This window comes from Baaleninema simplex PCC 7105, from assembly GCF_000332355.1.
Taxonomy (GTDB): Bacteria; Cyanobacteriota; Cyanobacteriia; order Cyanobacteriales; family Geitlerinemataceae; genus Baaleninema; species Baaleninema simplex.
The window spans coordinates 4,295-22,393 of the sequence record NZ_KB235960.1 but is presented as its reverse complement, the minus strand read 5'-3'; the positions used below and the strand labels follow the sequence as shown (position 1 = coordinate 22,393).

16 protein-coding genes are annotated in these 18,099 nt (G+C 53.0%); 9 read left to right on the top strand and 7 right to left on the bottom strand.

Translation table 11 applies throughout. The features are described 5' to 3' along the window. Positions 1-105: 105 nt before the first annotated feature. Positions 106-489, bottom strand: a complete 384-nt coding sequence (locus GEI7105_RS0123585; protein ID WP_017662867.1) for a DUF2237 family protein — start codon at positions 487-489, stop codon at positions 106-108. A gap of 225 nt (positions 490-714) precedes the next feature. Here GEI7105_RS0123585 and GEI7105_RS0123580 point away from each other — a divergent pair, with 225 nt between their 5' ends. The 9 genes from GEI7105_RS0123580 to patX all read left to right on the top strand — a co-directional run bounded on the left by GEI7105_RS0123580 (position 715) and on the right by patX (position 10,320). Continuing rightward, positions 715-1,128: an aldehyde dehydrogenase gene (locus GEI7105_RS0123580; RefSeq protein WP_144054020.1), complete on the top strand. Its 414-nt coding sequence runs from the start codon at positions 715-717 to the stop codon at positions 1,126-1,128. Positions 1,129-1,635: 507 nt separating this feature from the next. Then, positions 1,636-2,601 (top strand): hydroxymethylbilane synthase, encoded by a 966-nt coding sequence (gene hemC, locus GEI7105_RS0123570; RefSeq protein WP_017662864.1) that lies wholly within the window; start codon positions 1,636-1,638, stop codon positions 2,599-2,601. 81 nt (positions 2,602-2,682) lie between these two features. After that, positions 2,683-3,786, top strand: coding sequence for a tetratricopeptide repeat protein (locus GEI7105_RS0123565; protein WP_144054019.1), 1,104 nt, complete (start codon positions 2,683-2,685; stop codon positions 3,784-3,786). Next, complete coding sequence (locus tag GEI7105_RS0123560; protein WP_144054018.1) at positions 3,668-5,242, top strand: M48 family metallopeptidase; 1,575 nt, start codon at positions 3,668-3,670, stop codon at positions 5,240-5,242. Before GEI7105_RS0123565 ends, GEI7105_RS0123560 begins: the two co-directional genes overlap by 119 nt. Before the next feature lie 510 nt (positions 5,243-5,752). Further along, positions 5,753-5,965: a hypothetical protein gene (locus GEI7105_RS32170; RefSeq protein WP_144054017.1), complete on the top strand. Its 213-nt coding sequence runs from the start codon at positions 5,753-5,755 to the stop codon at positions 5,963-5,965. Between the two features lie 39 nt (positions 5,966-6,004). Then, positions 6,005-6,448 carry an RNA recognition motif domain-containing protein gene (locus GEI7105_RS0123550; protein WP_017662862.1) on the top strand — a complete coding sequence of 148 codons (444 nt, stop codon included), beginning with the start codon at positions 6,005-6,007 and terminating at the stop codon, positions 6,446-6,448. Between the two features lie 123 nt (positions 6,449-6,571). Beyond that, on the top strand, positions 6,572-7,960 hold the full coding sequence (locus GEI7105_RS0123545) for an IctB family putative bicarbonate transporter (protein WP_017662861.1): 1,389 nt from the start codon (positions 6,572-6,574) through the stop codon (positions 7,958-7,960). Positions 7,961-8,228: 268 nt separating this feature from the next. Beyond that, positions 8,229-9,977 (top strand): FAD-dependent oxidoreductase, encoded by a 1,749-nt coding sequence (locus GEI7105_RS0123540; RefSeq protein WP_017662860.1) that lies wholly within the window; start codon positions 8,229-8,231, stop codon positions 9,975-9,977. Positions 9,978-10,083: 106 nt separating this feature from the next. Next, positions 10,084-10,320 carry a heterocyst-inhibiting protein PatX gene (gene patX / locus GEI7105_RS0123535; protein ID WP_017662859.1) on the top strand — a complete coding sequence of 79 codons (237 nt, stop codon included), beginning with the start codon at positions 10,084-10,086 and terminating at the stop codon, positions 10,318-10,320. Positions 10,321-10,565: 245 nt separating this feature from the next. On the opposite strand, the gene GEI7105_RS0123530 is transcribed toward patX, so the two are convergent. The 6 genes from GEI7105_RS0123530 to GEI7105_RS0123505 all read right to left on the bottom strand — a co-directional run bounded on the left by GEI7105_RS0123530 (position 10,566) and on the right by GEI7105_RS0123505 (position 17,353). Then, positions 10,566-11,954 carry an amidohydrolase family protein gene (locus tag GEI7105_RS0123530; protein ID WP_017662858.1) on the bottom strand — a complete coding sequence of 463 codons (1,389 nt, stop codon included), beginning with the start codon at positions 11,952-11,954 and terminating at the stop codon, positions 10,566-10,568. Positions 11,955-12,271: 317 nt separating this feature from the next. Further along, positions 12,272-12,571 (bottom strand): DUF962 domain-containing protein, encoded by a 300-nt coding sequence (locus tag GEI7105_RS0123525; RefSeq protein ID WP_026097913.1) that lies wholly within the window; start codon positions 12,569-12,571, stop codon positions 12,272-12,274. A gap of 145 nt (positions 12,572-12,716) precedes the next feature. Then, on the bottom strand, positions 12,717-13,202 hold the full coding sequence (locus GEI7105_RS0123520) for a sterol desaturase family protein (RefSeq protein ID WP_017662856.1): 486 nt from the start codon (positions 13,200-13,202) through the stop codon (positions 12,717-12,719). 509 nt (positions 13,203-13,711) lie between these two features. Then, positions 13,712-15,022, bottom strand: coding sequence for a CHAT domain-containing protein (locus tag GEI7105_RS0123515; protein ID WP_144054016.1), 1,311 nt, complete (start codon positions 15,020-15,022; stop codon positions 13,712-13,714). 236 nt (positions 15,023-15,258) lie between these two features. Next, the gene (locus GEI7105_RS32165) at positions 15,259-16,701 is read right to left on the bottom strand and encodes a sensor histidine kinase (protein WP_017662854.1); all 1,443 of its coding nucleotides are present in this window, start codon (positions 16,699-16,701) and stop codon (positions 15,259-15,261) included. Beyond that, positions 16,661-17,353: a response regulator transcription factor gene (locus tag GEI7105_RS0123505; RefSeq protein ID WP_017662853.1), complete on the bottom strand. Its 693-nt coding sequence runs from the start codon at positions 17,351-17,353 to the stop codon at positions 16,661-16,663. The genes GEI7105_RS32165 and GEI7105_RS0123505 overlap by 41 nt, the downstream gene beginning before the upstream one ends. Positions 17,354-18,099 lie beyond the last annotated feature (746 nt).

Sequence of the window (18,099 nt, the reverse complement as noted above, 5' to 3'; positions counted from 1 at the left end):
ATTAACGCCTGTCGATCGTTTGGATGGCGTTTTCTGGGTTCGAGTTTAGAGCGACGGTAGGGTGGGCTGGGTAGAGGGGGAACGAGGGAAAGGGGGAAACTCGGGTTAAGTCGAGCTTTCTGCGCTGTCTGAGGCGTATTCTTGCAAAAGGTCTAAGGAAACAACCTCGAGAGCGTTTTCGTGAGTCGAAGCCAGCACCACTGGCGGCGCAACTCCGGCCTCGAGGGCTTCTTTCCACCGCAAGGCGCACAAACACCAGCGATCGCCCGGTTTTAACCCCGGAAAGTGAAACGCCGGAACGGGCGTACTGAGGTCGTTTCCTTGCGCTTTGGTATAGTCGAGGAATTCGGCGGTGACTTCGGCACAGATGACGTGAGATCCAAAGTCTTGGGGGCTGGTGTTGCAAAATCCATCGCGATAAAATCCCGTGCGTGGGGAAAAGCAGCAGGGATCTAAGCGTTGTCCGAGGACGTTTTTCGTTTTTTCCACGATCGACGATCTCCTGTGGTGGTCTTTGAGAATTATGGCAAACTCAGCCGGGAAGGGAAACGGCGATCGCATGATGTTTCTCTGTAGCTCCGTCTCTGGAGATCTCTCAGTAGCAGTTTGGCATCTCGTTTAAATCCTGATTTACATTTTTTGTTTTTTATGGTATAAAACTTTGTCTTGCTCAGGAGTAAATTTCGAGCGGGTTTTCGCAAAATTCAAAAGTTATTGAAAGGATTCACAGTTGAAGAAAGACGAGCAATTTATTTGTCGCGAAATCCACCACAATCGGATTTTAGTTTTGTTGAATATTGTTTTGAAGACGACTCAAAAGAGCTGAAAAAAGTAGCGATCGCAATTCGTGAGTCTATCGCTCAGCTTGGAGGCGTCGATCGCCAATTTATTCGTGCCGAGTCATCTTTTGAAGAACTGGTAATACTTCCATTCTGGAAAAATATCGGAGATATTGGCTTTTATACTGAAGATTTTATCGAAGCGGTCGAACGAAAGTTAGGTGTTGAATTTACACAAGAACAACTGAGAAAGGCTTCGGTTCGAGATCCCGACTTGAATACAGACATGGCGATCGCTGAATTTGTTCGAGATTTTTATGACTGGTATCGTTTAAGTAAATTTGTCTGAGAAAACGATCTAAAAACAATATAATATTAAATTTCATAAATTTAAATACATAAATTTCAGGCAAAAAAAATAAAGAAAATTGTTTAATTTTTAATCTTTATAAAATTTACGCAGTTCGACCGAAATTACACGCAATGAAGAGGTCGGTGGGCATTGCCCACCCTACTAAATGAAGAGGTCGGTGGGCATTGCCCACCCTGCAAATAGCTCGACAAGCATTAAATAGCTGCGATCGAAATTTTCATTCCGACAACGACCAAAGAGAGTCATACAGAATCTGAATTTCAAACAGTGGTTTTGCCGATCGCGACAAACCCTTCTATCCCCCCAACCCCCCTTTGAAAGGGGGGCTAAGGGGGGATGTGGTGAACACTTCTTACAACCCGACTTATCGAAAACGGATTCCGGAACGTCCCATCATCTCCTCACCACCTCACCTCATCTCAACGCGAGTGCGGTATTCTAGATCGGGTCTGTGTATAATGAAAAGTTTTCAGTAAGCGTTCCATGACCTCCTCTGTTTCTGCTGAAGCCCGAACGATTCGCATCGGTTCTCGAAAAAGCCAACTGGCACTCGTTCAAACTCACTGGGTACGCGATCGCCTGCAAGAGAGTTACCCCGATCGCAAGTTTGAAATCCACACCATGAGTACCCAGGGGGACAAAATTCTCGATGTCGCCTTGGCGAAAATCGGCGATAAGGGACTGTTTACCAAAGAACTGGAAGTGGGAATGCTGGCTGGCGAGACAGATTTCGCCGTTCACTCCCTCAAAGATTTACCGACGAATCTTCCTGAAGGGTTGATGCTGGGATGTGTCACGGAACGGGAAAACCCCGCCGACGCCCTCGTGGTTCACGAAAAACACAAAGACAAACAACTCGAAACCCTTCCCGAAGGCGCGGTGGTCGGAACCTCATCCTTGCGTCGGTTGGCTCAACTGCGCCACCATTACCCCCACTTAGAGTTTAAAGACATTCGGGGCAACCTCAACACCCGTCTGGCGAAACTCGACGAAGGAAATTACGATGCCATTATCCTCGCTGTGGCGGGATTGCAACGGCTCGGTATGGGCGATCGCATCCATCAAGCGATTCCCGCTGAGGTGTCGTTACACGCTGTCGGACAAGGGGCGTTGGGGATCGAATGTCGCGAAGGGGATACTGAGATTTTAGAACTCCTCAAAGCGATCGAAGACGTGCCGACAACCCAACGCTGTCTCGCCGAACGTGCCTTTTTACGGAGTCTCGAAGGGGGTTGTCAGGTTCCCATCGGCGTGAATACCTCCATCGAAGGCGATCGCTTGACGTTAACAGGAATGGTAGCCAGTATCGACGGCCAGCAACTCGTCAAAGACACGGTTTCGGGAAACACCGCCGACGCGGAAACCCTAGGTGTGACGCTGGCGAACCGTTTGCGGGAACAAGGCGCAACGGAAATCCTCGAAGTCATTTTCCGCGAAATCGCCCGCTAGGGAAGAGGGGAAGCCGGGGAGCCGGGACAAGGAAGAAACTGTCAACAGTCTTCACTGTTCGCTGCTCATTGTAAAAGGTTGGTGACTGTTCCCATCTCTCCGCCAACGAAAGCTATCGTAGGAGAGGTGGGAATTTGTTGTGCTGATATGTCCTCATCTGCCGATCGAGCTAAATCGGGTGAAACGTCGCGATCGCTGTTAAAGAAAGGTTTGGCTAGCCTCAAACGCAAGCAGTACGACACGGCGATCGCTCAGTTACAAAAAGTTTGCCAAATTTCCAAGTCCCCGAAAAATATTTGTCAGGCGCAGATGGGACTCGTCAACGCCTACGCGAACTGTCGTCGCCCTCGAGAGGCGATCTCACTCTCTCGTCAACTCTGCCAAACCCCAAACCCCAAAGTCCAGCAGTGGGCGCAACAAACCCTCGAAGTATTACTCAAACGATTTCCCGACGCCGACGAACCGGAATCTTTAGGATTCGAGCCGTTTGACAACTCGGAAAACCCGGAATCCACACCCCGCGAATTGGGATTCGAGCCGTTTGACAACCCGAACAACCCGAACTCGACTCCTGGCGAACTGGGATTCGAGCCGCTCGAAACGGCTTCGTCGTCGCCGACTTTCCCCGTCGCCGCATCTCGGGAAATCGCCTATGTTCCCGAAGAAATCTCTCCACCACCGCCACCTCCAGGCTCCCCCAAAACACGCCCCTCCCGAGACGCGTCTCCAGACACCTCGACAACTCCATCCCGTCAGACACCGCAGACGGAATCGCCAGAAACGCCCCCGACGCCAAACGAACCTCCGACAACTTGGCAAGAACGCAACGCACCGAGAGCCGTCAATTGGAAGCCGCTGAAATCTACGAATTTGGCACAGTTGCGTTGGCTAGAATTCGCGACAGTTCTGGCGACATTTCTGTTGTTGTGCTTGCTACTCCACGGATTGAAAACGTATAACGAACGAAATTCTCGTTCGTTATACGTTTTCAATTTGGCGTCCGATACAAGCGTTTTACGGAAACCATACTGGAAAAATTGCCGGGTTTTTGGTGGTGCTGTTTGCGGTGTCTCCCTGGCTGTTAGACGGGTTGTTGCGGTTTGGGTACGGGTGCAAACCGTTTTCTCTGAGCAAGCTCAAGAAATTCAGTCCCGAAGCGGCGCAGTCGGTGCGTCAGTTTTGTAAAACCCGTCAGTTACCGATTCCTGAATTTCGCCTGCTACCCGAGACGGCTCCGATTGTTTTCGCTTACGGTCATTTGCCGAAAACGGCTCGCATCGTCGTTAGTCAGGGACTGCTCGATCGCCTGTCAGATGACGAAATCGCGGCGTTAGTCATGGCGCAAGCGATCCGACTCGATCGCGGCAATTTGACGGGGGATTTGGCGGTTATGTCGGGGCTGGTGGCACTGTTACAGCTTCCCTATACCCTCTATTGGCAAGGATCGCGGTTGGGGGATTGGTTGCGACAGCACCAACAGAGCGATCGCGATCGCCTCCCGTTATGGATTCTCTGGGGAACGGGGTTCTGGGGTGTGGCGACTGTTTCGACGCTAGCTTACGGCTTGTTTGAGTTGTTGCGATATCCTTTACTGGCGCTGTCTCGTCGCTGTCAAACGGCGAGCGATACGGATGTTGTCAACGTCACGGGAAATCCCAACGGCTTGACTCGCGCCTTGCTGTCGCTGTCGGTGGGAATGTCGCGACACCTCGCCTCTTGCCCAGATATCGTTTATCTCTATGAAGGATGGGAGATGTTAGCCCCGTTGGGAACGTCACAAGCTCGGTTTCTCGGAAGTTTGTATCCTCAGATTTCTCCAGAGTCGGCGTTGGCGTGGGATGTCAAAAATCCTTACAGTCACTGGTTCGCCCTCAACAGCAGCCATCCGTTATTGGGAAAACGGCTGTATCGACTGACGCGCATCGCTCAGTTTTGGGAGTTAGAGACGCAGTTACAGTGGGGCGACGCGACGCCGCTCGAACCGACACGCCGACTTCAGACACTGCTTCCGTTACAGGGTGCGCCGTTTCTCGGAACCGCGATCGCCGTGGGGTTAGCATTGGTTCCGGTGGCGATCGGTTGGGTAGACAACCTGTTCGACGTGGGAGTCGTGGCCTGGGTGTACGAGGATCGTTGGTGGTTGCTGGGAGGCTTGGCCATGACGGGGTTTTCTCTCGGAACGTTCTTACGCGTTAACGCATATTTTCCCGATTTGAAACCCTCTCGTCTCGATCTGTCTCCCAATTGGCGACAGTGGTTTTCCGACGGGCGATCGATTCCGACTCAAAGTCGGTTGGTGAAGGTTTCTGGGCAACTCGTCGGTCGATCGGGGACGGGAAATTGGCTCGGTCAAGATTTGACGTTGCACACGGACGACGGAGCGATTCGGTTGCACTATTGCACGCGGTTTGGCAGTTTGGGGAATTTTTTACCGCAACCGGTGCGCCCGGTCGATTGTCTCGATCGCGCGGTGACGGTGACGGGATGGTTCCGTCGCGGTGCGGTGCCTTGGATCGATATCGATACGCTACAAACGCCGAAGGGGAAAACCAGTCCCGACGGCCATCCGATTCGCTCGACGATCGTCGCCGTGTTGATGGCCGTGTGGGGCGCGTATCTGCTCGTTCGCGGTGGGTTGTGATGGGGCGATTTGCCTTACTATCTCTTCTTTGTTACATTTAGTAACGTTTGCAATCACGCTTTGACAGAAATCTTAGAGTTGCTATTGCCAAAAGATACGCCGCTTGCGTATGATACTTAACCGCTTTGTTTGGAGTCCTCGGTCAAACCCCGGCCTTCAATTTTTAGGGAAAACGATCGGCTCGCGCGTCGGGCGTCTGGCTCGATTTGGCGTTGGGACTGTGATACCGTAGAGGAGGGTTTGCTTAGGTTCGAGCAAACTGCGCTATCGAACAAACAAGCGACATCGATCGTTTAGGAGATTTTAATTCGCGATCGCTCGATCGGTAAGGAACAGACGCCATTTGCCAAGTCGCGCGTTTTGCAAGTCTAAGATGAGTCTTTGGGTTTGACAGGTTCGCTGACTCCGATGCACTCGGGGGTTCGGTCTTCAAATCTCAAGACATCGACCAGATTCGATCGCAGTTTGTTTACTCGTTTAGTGTACCGATGCAGCCTTTGGGCCTCACGCATGACTGAAGTTTTACGCTACAAAATCCTTGCCAGACAGGTTTCTTTACAGAAAACAGATTGCGATCGCGCGGGTTTCGTTCGTTCGAGTCGGTCTTGGAAGTGGCGCGACTCGTCGAGACGCACGGTCTGCTGCGTTGAGGAAGATCGAGGTTTGACACGGGTAAAACCCCACGACCCGAACGGTTTCCAAACGAGCGATCGCGTTTTTTAAAGTTGTTAAATATCTCTCTAACTCTGGAGGTTTACATTCATGTCTATCCGTCTTTACGTTGGTAACTTGCCCAAAGAAGTCGAGCGTCAAGAACTGCAAGACTTTTTCAAAGATGCGGGCGAAATGCTGTCCGTTAAAGTCATCACCGACCGGAAAACGGGCAAATGTCGCGGTTTCGGTTTCGTCACGGTTAAAAACGACGAACAAGCCGATCGCATCATCGAAGCCTACAACGGCAACGAGTTCAAAGACAGCCAGATCAAAATCGAGAAAGCCTTGCCTCGTAAGAAAGGTAAGGAAGGTTCCGAAGCGCCTGCGGCCTCGTCTTCTAGCGGTGGCGGCGGAAAATCTAGCCGTCGCAGCAATCGCTCTCGCAGCAGTAGCCCTAGCTCCGATTCGGGTTCGGCACAACCCGATCCCCGTTGGGCGGACGAACTGGCGAAACTCAAACAAATGCTCGCTACCCAAACCACGAACTCCTAGTTCGTTTGTTGGCATCGAGGTTGCCTCGATAACGATACCAGGTCGCTCTCGGCCTGGTTTTTTCAGTTTTTGAGGATCGCTCGCGGCCGCGACTTTTCGCAAACTCTATGACCGTCAAGACATATGGCTTCGATTTGGAATCAGGTCACGTTATCGGATTGGTCGCCTCGAGCATGGCAGGGGGCGAGTTATACCTATCGTCTCCTGTTCGGTTCGCTGCAACACTGGCGATCGAGCAGTTGGTTGATGCAGCAGGCCGAACCCATCGGGGCGATTTTGCTGAGCGTTTTGTTCGCTTTGGCCCCGTTCGTTTCGACGACGCTCATCGGCGTGTTGTTGGTCGCTTGTGCGGCGTTTCTGCTGTTACTGCTGCTCTCCGACGACGCCCAAATCGGCATTACCCCCATTCACCTCCTCGTCGCTTTGTACTGGGGCGTCGCCACCGTGGCCACGACGCTATCTCCCGTGCGTCAAGCGGCGTTTGGGGGATGGGTGAAACTGACGCTATACCTGCTGCTATTTGCCCTGTGCGCCCGCATCTTGCGATCGCGATCGCTTCGCAATTGGGTCGTCGGCGTTTACCTCCACGTCGCCCTCGCCGTCAGCGTTTACGGTTTGTATCAGTACCGCATCGGCGTCGATCCTCTGGCCACCTGGACGGATACTTCCTCGACGACAGCAGAGGCTACCCGCATTTACAGCTATTTGGGTAATCCCAACCTGCTGGCAGGATATCTCATTCCCGCTGTCGCCTTCAGTCTGGCAGCGGTGTTTGTATGGCAACGCTGGACGGCGAAAGCTTTGGCGGTCACAATGCTGGCAGTGAATTCGACGGCGTTGGTGTTGACCCTCAGTCGCGGCGGGTGGATTGGCTTTGTGGCCGCACTGTTCGTTTTTGCGCTGTTGTTGGTGAATTGGTGGAGCGATCGCCTCCCGCAACAATGGCGAAAATGGGCGATTCCCACGGTGTTAGGGGCGTCGGTGTTGGTGGTGGGTTTGGCGGTGGTGTCGGTTCCTACCCTGCGCGATCGCGCGGCGAGTATTTTCGCCGGACGGGAAGACAGCAGCAATAATTTTCGTCTCAACGTGTGGGCGGCGGTGGTCGATATGATTCGCGATCGCCCCCTCATCGGAATCGGCCCCGGTAACGATGCCTTCAACAAGGTTTATCCGCTGTTTATGCGCCCGAAATATACGGCGTTGAGTGCCTACTCGGTACTGTTAGAAATTACCGTCGAAACGGGATTTATCGGTTTGTTCTGTTTTCTGTGGCTGTTACTCGTCACCGTCAATCGTGGCATTGTCGAACTCCAGCGATTGCGCCAAACTCGAGAGCGATCGGGGTTCTGGCTGATGGCGTCTCTGGCGACGATGGCGGGATTTATGGCACACGGTCTGTTCGATACGGTGTGGTATCGCCCGCAAATTAATATTCTCTGGTGGCTATCCGTGGCGATCGTTGCTAGTTTTTATGCTGAAGCGAAGGACAAAGCGCAAATCCTCGAGAATTAAGCACGAAAATCACCACATTTTTCAGCCCAGTATTTCCAACATACTGGGCTTTTTTTGTATATTTTTAAAGCTTGTTTTTATACGGAATCTGTTTTTGACAAGCTAGGTTTCAAAAACGGATTCTGTATCATTGATTATTTAAAAAAAATCAAAAAAAGGTTAACAAAAAATAGTCGATCGCGCATCCTTTTGTAACTTTACATTTACGATTATACTTTTACAATCAATACAAAATACTTCGGTATTTAAAGTCTCACTCTTTCTTACTATGTCACCCTTAGACTACTACAACGTAGACGTTCTCGTGGTCGGCGGAGGTACGGGCGGAACGGCCGCCGCCATTCAGGCCGCCCGACGCGGTGCGAACACGCTCCTGGTTAGCGATCGCTCTTGGATAGGCGGAATGCTGACCGCAGCAGGCGTCTGCGCCCCGGACGGCAACGAACTGCACGCCTTTCAAACCGGACTGTGGGGAGCGTTTTTACGGGAACTTCGCCAGCGGCAACCGGGCGGACTCGATAACGCCTGGGTGAGTTTCTTTACCTTCGACCCTCGCATCGGCGAACGTATTTTTCAAGATTGGGTAAAGAAACTACCGAACTTGCATTGGATTTCCGGACGCGTTCCCCAAGAAGTCCGACGAGAGGGCGATCGCGTTTTTGGCGTGCGGTTTGAAGATTTCAGCGTCGAAGCCAAAATCGTCCTCGACGGCACCGAACTCGGCGATCTCCTCGAACTTGGCGAAATCCCGTATCGTTGGGGATGGGAAACCCGAGCGGAATTCGACGAACCGAGCGCTCCAGAAACCCTCGACGAACAGTTTCAACGATATCCCGTCCAAGCGATAACTTGGGTCGCGATTTTACAAGATTTCGGAAAAGGCAATACCGCCCCCGAAATTCACGCGCCCCCCCTCGATACCCCCGATCGCTTCGTCGGTGCGTGGACGGATTACGGCGTCAAGAAATTTCTCCGGTACGGACGGTTGCCCGGAAAACGCTTTATGCTCAACTGGCCCCATCGCGGCAACGATTACGGCGAGGGGTTAAATCGCTTGGTAGAGTCCACCGAGGCGAGAGCGGCGTGTTTGCAAGAGGCGAAATGGCGATCGCAAAGTTTCGCGCGGTTCCTACAACGGCAACTCGGACGGCGGTATGGCTGCGCGGGAGGCATTTTCCCCCACGAAGAATCGGGACTGGCACTCCATCCCTATTTCCGAGAAAGTCGCCGCCTAGTGGGAGCCGTAACGGTACGGGAACAGGACGTATTGCCCATGCCGGGGGGAACGGTGGCCCCCCTACCCCTGTGGGACGATGCCGTGGAATCTGTGGCGGTGGGTAACTATGCCAACGACCATCACTATACCGATCGGACGTTTCCCGTGGTCTCGAAAACCCTGCGTTGGGGCGGACGGGTGACGGGAACGCCGTTTTCGCTCCCCTATCGCTGTTTGATTCCGGCAGAGATCGACGGACTGTTAGCCTGCGAGAAGAATATTTCCGTATCTCATATTGCCAACGGTTGCACGCGCTTACAGCCGGTTGTCATGGGTATCGGACAGGCGGCGGGAATGGCAGCAGCCCTCTGCATCGAACGGGACTGCCAGCCGAGGGAACTGCCGGTACGAGCGTTGCAAGAGGCGTTGTTGGACGATGCAGCGGCGGCGGCGTCGGTGGTTCCGCTGTTCGATAGTCTTCCCGATCGCCCGGATTGGCGACATTGGCAAGAATACTATCTCGATCGCCCGGATACGTACCCCCTCAACGGGCGATCGCCCAACACTCCGGCATCGGCACCGATTCCCAAGGACGGACACGCTTTTTCGGGAGAGTTTCGCTGTCACGGAACCCAAGATTACGAACTGATAACACCAGACGGCTCTTGGCGGGTGGTGACGTTACACCCGACGATCGATCGTGCGTTGCAAACCTATCCCGACCGACGACCGATTTCGGGATGGGGACGGTTCAACGTTGCCGGGAATTGGTTGCTCGTCGAATCGATTGCCGATCGCTGACGGGGCGATGTCCATAAAAATTCTAACCGGTCGCTTCAGATCGTCCTGACGCCATATTCGGAGACCTGTAACAGGGAACAGAACACCTGAAACAGATTCTCCAAATATGCGTATTTCTCTTTTACTTTCTGCGCTTCTACTCGGTTTTGTTTGGAATTCTGCCCAACCTCAAAGCCGTCTGTCTGAAGAGACGGTCAGCCGTGCCTTCCTCTCGGCACAAACTGAACAGAAAGACGATCTCGCACCGCATCGGGGAAGTGGCCGTCGTCGCTTGCGCGAAGACGTTCCTAGCTCGATCTTGGGAGAATCTCTGTTCCGGGTTGACGATCGCCAACAAGTTTGAGAAGTGGGTGACAGTTGATGGCGATCGCGAATGTCGAGATTCACGATTCGAGATGCACTATTGGGGTGAACTACCGCATCGTAACTTGCACTGAATTCACGGTGACTTCAGTTGAATGAAAATACAGTAACAGCAGTCTTAAAAACGCACATAAGAACGATAGAACCCCAGTACGATCGCACTGGGGTTCTGTTTCGAGAATTCAAATTAAAGGGTCTGGCTCGGTCGCGAGCAGTCCGTGACGTTTATACCGAAACGGTCGCTTCTGTGAAGTTGGGAATCGAGTTCCGCAGGCGATCGCCGTACAAATCGAGAGCGTTTCCAGCCAACAACCGCGCCAAATGGTCGCGATCGTAGTCCGTCACAGTGGCAGCGTCTTTTACGCAATCGTGCAACACGCCGTCCCAATGTCCGTAATCACCGGAGAAGCAAGCGATACGTTTGCCGAGTTCGCCGAGTCCTTGCACCAAATAGGCCGGGCCGGGATCGTCGGATTCAAAGGTCACGTAAACCTGACCGCGCTCGAAATATTCCATCGGATCGCGGTGACGCAAGTTGTAATGTTCGTACAGGCTTTCGTCTTCGATTTTCTTGGGATCTTTATCCCGCGTCCACAACATATCGAAGAGGTTCTTCACCTGGCTGATAATGTTGACGCTGTTGTTGCCCCGTTCCTGCACCATCAGTTGAGTGACGTCCTTGAGCGACGGACGGTAGGGGTTTTTGGGGTCGAAGTCGCGAATGCGTTTTTCCCAATGTTCGTGGAAGGAGTGCGCCAAGTCGGGAACCCAACCGCAGCCACCTTCGACGAAGCCGACGCGCAGAGTGGGGAACTTCTCAAACGCACCGTCGAACACCATTCGCGCCATGGCCATTTGCTGCTGGTTGCGCTGGACGAAAATGTGGTTGAGAACGAAGGTTTCCATGTGGTCGGCGATGCCTCCAATCATGTCGGAACCGGGACCGCCGTGCAAGCCGAGGGCGATGTTTAAGTCAACGGCGGCTTGCAGGATGGGGTAGAAATCCGGGTGGCTGATATGTTTGCAGGAGCGGATTTCGGGGAATGCGTTCGGAGCCGCCGGGTGGGGAATCGGCATATTGGGGGAGGTGGCGACGCCGACCATTCCCAGTTCGTTGACGCAGCGGTGCATTTCTTTGACCGCTTCTTCGACGTCTTGTAGGGGAACGACGCCGATGGGTTTGAGGCGATCGCTCCAAGGACGGCAATCGTCGGCCATGTAATTGTTATAAGCTTTACACAGCGCGACGGCCAGGTCTTTGTCGAAGATACTGGAGAAGGTCAGGTTGAAGGTTCCGTAGATGACGTGAATGTCGATCCCTTCTTTGTCCATGTCTTCGATGCGGCGAGAGTTGAACATCGCACCGAGGGTGGTGTCGGGGTGCAGGTTGCGGAAGCCCCCTTTCCCGAAACCTTGGGGTTTGGGGAAAATGCGAACGAAATCGGGTTTTCCGGTTTCCGGGTTGGTGTCTACTACTTTTGCCCGTTGGTCGCCGAGGCTATCGACAATCATACCGATGCGATCGCGGTATTCCGGCTCGACGTAATCGCGCAAGATGAGCGGGTTTTCGACTTTGTGCGCGTCGGCGTCAATGACTAACAATCCGTCGTACATGAATGATTCCTTGGTATGGGATGAAAGATTTAAAATGAATCCGAAAAAATCGCTGTCTTTGCCAAATTGAGGACTTTTCAAAGAAAGCTGCCTCTGAAGATAACGAATTTTTCACGCGAGAACAAGTTGGATTTGTCGAATTCTCAATTTGAGGTTGTGTTTCCTTCAAACGAGAAGGTTTCGATCGCAAATTTGCGATCGAACGGGCGATCGAAAGAGGTGTTTGAGTCTGAAATCTAACTTAAACGGTATGGCGATCGCTGATTTTTTTAGAGTTGAATTTGGATTTAGCGTCGAAGTTAGCTGAGATTTCGAGACTAAGATTTTGCTAAAATTTGACGCAGTCCGAACCAGTTTTCAAACGACCATGCAAACGACGCTAAAATCGTAATGCCAGGATATTTAAAAAAGGCAGGTTTGTTTTTTTCAAACACTGCGTGTCCGCCCCAAGCGAAAATTTGGCTGAGAACCAAGCAAAACACGCTGATTTTCCAATTGGAAAATAACATCACGATAGCCGTAATCGCCAAAATATTCGTGGTGTGATGTAATGCTTGGTTGATTGGATGTTGGTGAGAGGCGATGAAGTGTTCCTTCGCGTCTTGAAACAGGCTCATCGGTGAATACTCCTTGACAGCAAACCGTCCAGTTTCCTGACAAGATAGCATCGATTTGACCCTTCATCGCCAGATCGATCGTAAATTTCTAAATTCGGAGATCTAAAGTAGGAGACGATCGAGAATCTGTCACACTCGAGAAACGTTACCACCAACGAAGCTGTAAGTAACTCCCTTGAGGCTGGTTGTGTTCCTCTTCTGCGAAGCAGTCTACTTTTTTATACGTCCCGAAAACGTAATCCCACCAATCGACAGCTAATCCAAAATTATGCTCCCACATCTGATATTTGTGGTGAGCGTAGTGAACGGGCATGGACATCCAAAAGCATTTTTTTGGATTTTCGTGTTGGAGTTGGTGGGCGTAGGCTGAAAACGCGGCGTAAACCAGCGCACCGACGAACCAACCCGTCCCGACTTCTACGGAAATCAGGAACGGCGCGAGCATGGCGATAAAGCTGCCTTTGACGTAATCGCGAAATTCCCAAATTACGCCTTGTCCTTCGTTACGGCGATGGTGGTCGCGGTGTCGCTCTCCGAATTTCGCCCACTTGTGCATGAAGCGATGCACCCAATACTCGACAAAACTCGAAAAGATAAATGCAACGAGACCAACGGCGATCGCAATCCACATAGACGGATACTCCCCCACAAATTCGTTGATGGTTATTTAACCACTTATACTGAATCGATCGTCTCAGAATGTCAACCGAAACGTTCCGTTTTCGCTATTGTAGCGATTCTGTCTTGGGTTGAAGGAGGGGGACTTTTACAGTGAAGAGGGAAGAGGGAAGAGTGAAGAGTGAAGAGTAACGGGGACAAGGGGACAAGGAAGAAACTGTTAACTGTTCACTGTTCACGCTCCAAAGGTGCGTGACGCGGTAGGCCAACATTGACTGGATTTCAGCCACATTTTCCGGCCGCGTCACACACCCTACGGACTGAAAACTGTCTTCACTGGCGACGGGCGACGGGTGACGGGTGACGGGTGACGGGTGACTGAAACACTGTTCACTGCTCACTGTTCACGCTCCAAAGGTGCGTGACGCGGTAGGCCAACATTGACTGGATTTCAGCCACATTTTCCGGCCGCGTCACGCACCCTACCACTTCACGGGTGACGGGTGACGGGTGACTGAAACGCTACCAAGCGTTACCGATGTTGGTGAACGCCGACCAGTAGTAAGGATGCGATAAATCAAGGGTTCCCTCCTCGGGCAGTTCGGAAAATATCAAGGTTCCTGGGGGATGAAGTCCGCTTACTTCGGGAGGTTCGACGCGCAACTGTCCGCGAATCGCCGCCAGTTGCGCTTGTCGCAGCGCTTCGGTTTTCGTCGGAGCGGTTTTCAACTGGGCGTAAAATTCTGACATGAGGGCGAGGGTTCCGCGATCGCTGACCGGCCACAAGGTCGCGATAACAGACGGAATCCCCGATCGCACGGCAATTCCAGCAAATCCCATTTCCGCCTCAGCATCGCCCCGTGCCGTCTGACAGGCGCTGAGAACCAGCAGTTCTACGGCGGGCGTTTGCCATTGAATTTGAGGCATTCGATCGAGCGACAGTCGGTCTTGCCAAAATTGAATGTACGACTGACTCGGTTCGCCGGGAACGAAGGCGGCGTGAGTTGCCAGGTGAACGATCGCGTAGTCGCCGTTTTGTCGCTGCTGTTGCAGGTTGTCGAGGGTAAAGTCCTGGTTGAGAAACGCCGCACCAGGCCACAGTCGCGGCACGATCGACGCCAGTTCGATGGGAACTGCGGGAAGAGGAGGCGAGTCGTCGAACTGCGAAGCCCCCATGGCCAAAACCCGCTCGTTGCGTAAATCGGTCGGTTGGGCTTTGGTGAGGTTGAAACCGGGAATGCGGCCGAGGCTATACCGTTCGACGAGGAATTTTTCGCCGTCGTGGAGAGCGGCTAAAGGCATCGCCCGCAGTCCGCCGCCCAAGCAGAAAATCAGGGTTTCGATTTGCTGTCGTTCGAGGTGCGATCGCACGGGTTCGACGATCCAACTATGGAGTTGTCGGGCGAAGTCGAGATAGTCGTCGCTGCGTCGTCGGCGCGGGTTGACGATTTCCTCTTCAAATTGGCGAACGGTGGACACGAGAGTCTCGCGATCGACATCTGGCAACACCCGCCGTTGAGGAGGGGCGTTCGCGGTCACTAAAATCAGTTCGAGTTCGCTGTCCTGGGGGATGACGTACAGTACGGCCGAGTTTTGCCCGGTTTCGGTCGAAAGGCGATCGAGGGCGGCGGCCATGTCTTCGGCCGAAACGGCGCGATCGGTTAAGTTACTGCTGAAATAGGTTTCGTACTGGTTTTCCCAGTTTCCTTCAACGGTGTTCCAGCGTTCGATAACCGTTGGGTCGGCGGATTCCTGCGTCCGCCCTGGATTTGCAACAGCTAACACCGCACAAACGCTCAGAACGGCACTGAATTTCGATATCTGTGTTCTCATCGTCTCTCGACCGCTCGTCAACGCTCTAAATCTTGTCTCAACGATATCTCGTTTCCGCGATCGCCGTCACGAAAACTGACAGACAACCCTACGGGACGAGTTGGCCGTGTCGGTTTTTCGCGGTTCGCGGCCGGGGCGATCGCTTTCCCATAAAAAAGACTGATGCGAAGGGCTGGTCGTGCGAAAACGAGTGTTTCGCGGGGGCATCAGTCACAGTTTACGGTACGACTGAAAAGTTACGGGGTCGTAAAGCGGCGAACGGACTCGCGATAGGAGCTGGCTAGGGGGAACTTGATGCGAAACTGGGTTCCCACGCCGAGTTGACTGGAGACGGTAATTTCCCCCCCGTAGCGATGGGCGATGGTACAGGCGATCGAGAGTCCGAGTCCCGTTCCTCCTTGACGGCGCGATCGCGCTTTGTCCGCCCGCCAAAAGCGATCGAAAATTCGAGGCAAGTCTTCCGAAGCGATGCCGATACCGGTATCGACCACGCTCACGACGACTGAGGCAGTTTGACGCTGTATCGATACAGTCACGGTTCCCCCCTCGGGAGTGTACTGAACGGCGTTATCGATGAGGTTGCCGAACAGTCGCCGCAGGTGTCCGGCGTTGCCGCAGACTTCGACGTTCTCGATACTGGCGTCGGGATAGTGCAGTACGATCTCTTTTTGGGACGCCGCGATCGCCGCGCGATCGAGGGCATCTTCGACGATTTCGTCGATGGGAACGGGAAACAGTTCCATCGATTCGGGCATCGACGTATCGTCTATCCGCGCCAGCAGCAATAAGTCTTCGACCAGTTCCGACATCTGATCGGCGGCGCTGGCGATCGCGGCCACTTTTTTAATGTCGTTGGGGTGAATGCGTTCTGGGTGGCTTTGCATCACTGCCACGGAGGTTTTAATGGCGGTGAGAGGCGATCGCAGTTCGTGGGAGGCATCGGCCGTAAACTGTTTGAGGCGATCGAAACTGCGTTCGACGGGTTTGAGAGACTGCCGCGTCAGCCAGGTTCCCCCGATGGCCGTCAGTCCTAGCGCCACGAGACCGCCAATTCCCAAGCCCCAACGCAACCGTCGCAACTCCGCTTCGAGAATTGCCGTCGATTCGCTGGCTCGCACGTAGCCGATTAACGGACGTTTCCCGTTGAGATCTCCGTAGACGGGAATGGCGTACGACTTAACATAACTTTTGTGTTTTGTCAATCCATATTCGGGAACGTTGGCAGAAATATCCCAATCGGGAAATAAATTCCCTTCGCGAATCATCAACTGGCGGCGATCGTCAAACCACTCGACCCCTTGCGCGTCGGGCAAGGGATAGTCGGACGGCACGTCGAAGATACCTTCTTGGCGGTACTTTGCCATCAACTCCGACAAGTTTTCGGGCAAGTCGGGATCGTTGCTGTCGTATCCGTAACGTTTGTCTCGATGTTCTTCGTATTCGTGGCGGACGACTCCGAGGGTTCGGGCTGAGGTTTGTGCGAGTCGTTGTAAGTGATTGTCGAGTTGTTGGTGCAGTCGCCGCGCTAACAGGTGATAGATCGAAACGCCGGATATGCCTAAAATGGCAGTCATCACGACCAAATAGGACAGCAACAAGCGCGTCCCGATCGATTGAAACCGAGGATCGAACTGAGAGTTAAACTGGGGGTTCGAGGTTGGGGTTGAGTCGGTAGCCAAGGCCGTACAGGGTTTCGATGAGATCGTTGGGAGCGCCTGCAACTCGGAGTTTTTGACGCAGGCGTCTCATGTGAACTTTAATCGTGTCTTCGCCGGGAATGTCCCCTTCAAAGGACCACAGCCGTTCGAGAATGAGTTCTCGCGTTAAAACGCGCCTTTGATTGCGTAGGAACAGTTCGACTAACCCGTATTCTTTGGGGGTTAGGTTGAGGGGAACTTCGCCGTACCGGACTTGTAGGGTGCTGGGATCGAGTTGTAACTTTTCCCAGGTTAACAGGGGTGCGAGGGCAGTGCTGCCCCGACGCAACAAGGCGCGAATCCGAGCCAGCAGTTCCGGTAAGTCGAAGGGTTTGACGACGTAATCGTCTGCCCCCGCATCTAAGCCGATAACTTTGTCGCTGCTGCTGTCGCGGGCGGTGAGCATGAGAATGGGAGTGCGATCGCCGCGATCGCGCAACTTTCGACAGAGGGTAATTCCGTCGAGTTCCGGCAGCATTAAATCGAGGAGGATGAGATCGTAGTCGAAGGCTTCTGCTAAATCGAGACCCGATCGCCCGTCGGCGGCGGTTTCGACCACGTAATGGCGATCGCTGAGGGCTTCGGCCAAAGCACAAGCGATGCGATCGTCGTCTTCGACTAAGAGAATTTTCATTTCGGATAACAAGAGCGTTCTCTCAAGGTATCCCAAATTCTCCCAAACGGAGAAGGGGCGCAACGGGTGCGCCCTCGTCAATTACGGTGCAGTACAGTGCAGTTGTCACTGGGTTCAATGTGACAAACAAAAGTGACGATTTTGTTACGTTGTCAAAATTCAAGGTGTCTTCAGAAATGCGATCGAAAATCGCGCTATCTCGAACAGGTTGGGAATCGGATTTTGAGCAGAACCGTCGCGCATCCTACGATTCACCTGACGGTAGAATCGTAGGATGCGGCGGGCAACAGTGTACTATTATTGAATTAGCTGAGTACGGCACTATTACCCGCCAGAATAAGAACTCTGGAGTACCGGGTAGATACAAGACCTGCTCGGTAAGGTACAGCTGAACCTGTAAGTCCGGTATCGCCCGATTGTTAAAAGTAGGGAGCTGGTCAAAAGTTGGTATGGCATTGTCGATAATCACTTAAACTCACGAGCGGAAACGACTCGGAGTGCGGTCAAGGCCAAAGTTCCTGACCGTAGGCGAGAGCGCCGCCTATCTTGGACAACTGTAGCTGCTCCGTAGGGGAGAGTGCCAGACAAGGAAGCCGCGATTCTACTGCTTAGCAGTGAATCGTCGGAGCGTTCACATCGCCCAACTGTCATACAGCATCCTTTAAGCAGGATTTCAAAAAGCCTTCACCACATCCCCCCTTAGCCCCCTATCCCCCCTTCGCCCCCCTTTGAAAGGGGGGCGAAGG